This is a genomic window from Vibrio sp. 3-2(1) (assembly GCF_963887575.1).
Classification (GTDB): domain Bacteria; phylum Pseudomonadota; class Gammaproteobacteria; order Enterobacterales; family Vibrionaceae; genus Vibrio; species Vibrio anguillarum.
Genome location: NZ_CAWPGB010000045.1, coordinates 1 through 1,137 on the forward strand (window position 1 = coordinate 1; position 1,137 = coordinate 1,137).

The 1,137-nt window shown below is 41.2% G+C and carries 1 protein-coding gene; it reads right to left on the reverse strand.

Features of this window, described 5'->3' with window-relative positions:
- Positions 1 to 120: 120 nt before the first annotated feature.
- Positions 121 to 585 carry a GNAT family N-acetyltransferase gene (locus tag AACQ79_RS14265; RefSeq protein WP_047691367.1) on the reverse strand — a complete coding sequence of 155 codons (465 nt, stop codon included), beginning with the start codon at positions 583 to 585 and terminating at the stop codon, positions 121 to 123.
- Positions 586 to 1,137 lie beyond the last annotated feature (552 nt).

The following is a 1,137-nucleotide window of genomic DNA, read 5'->3' on the forward strand; positions in this document are numbered from 1 at the left end:
CATAACGCCCGGCTAAGGGGTTGACAACGCATAGCCGAACTCAAAAAACACACTGTAAACACTGAACTGCAATTTTGAACTAAAGTCGCCAAGCGTTGGCAATCCCTCTTGAGCCGTTTGTTAGCTGAATTTCTCCATGACAAAGTTGCACAGCTTTTGACCGCGAACTTCTATGGTTTGTTCTTGTATAACTTTGAACCCAAATCTCTCATAAAACGGACGAGCTGTAATACTCACCTCAGAGTAAAACCTAGTAATTCCTTGTAACTCACCCATTCTGAGTAAATGTTCCATTAACTGTTGTCCGACTCCTTGACCTTGATGTTCATGGTGACAAAAGAAATGATCAATTAATCCATTTTCTTGAAGATCACTATAACCAACAATTTTTCCACCAATTTCAGCAACAAAAGGTGAAAGATAGTTCATTTTTCGTTGCCAAATCCCTGAAGAAAAATCATCTGGAGCCCATGCTTCAACTTGGGCTTGCGAATAATCACGTAAGTTCACATTACGAACCGTATGATAAAAAATAGCCCATAAATCATGCGCATCTGATTCTTGATACTTTCTAATTTCGATCATGCTGATATTTACCACCATTCAGCTAACGCCCGGCTAAGGGGTTGACAACGCACCGCCGAACTCAAAAAACACACTGTAAACATTGAACTTCAATTTTGCACTAAAGCCGCCACGCGTTGGCAATCCCTCTTGAGCCGTTTGTTATGCAAATTCAATAAGATAAACTGACTTTACTCGATCAAAAACCACAATTGCAATGGTTGAGTGGTTCAAGAATCAGCCCAAGCAAGAACTGTGATAAATGAGCCGCCAAAACAAAGTCCACCTTTCAGCAACAAACCAAGCTTTTGAATCAGGAAAACTTAACGAGCGAAACCTTCAGCAAAAGCAAAATGCTCGATTAACTTGCCCTTTCCACACTTTGCGCACGCTGAATTGGCAACAAACCAGCACCAAAACTCATTGAGGCAAACAAAGAACCTTGCCTGTTTTACGGTTTGAGTAAACCACGAATCTGAGGGTGAAAGTGCTCATTTGCCGACAACACAAAACGAATGACCGGAGAAATCCAAAAGATTGAACCCCTAAAATTACCTGAGTTGCATAACGCCC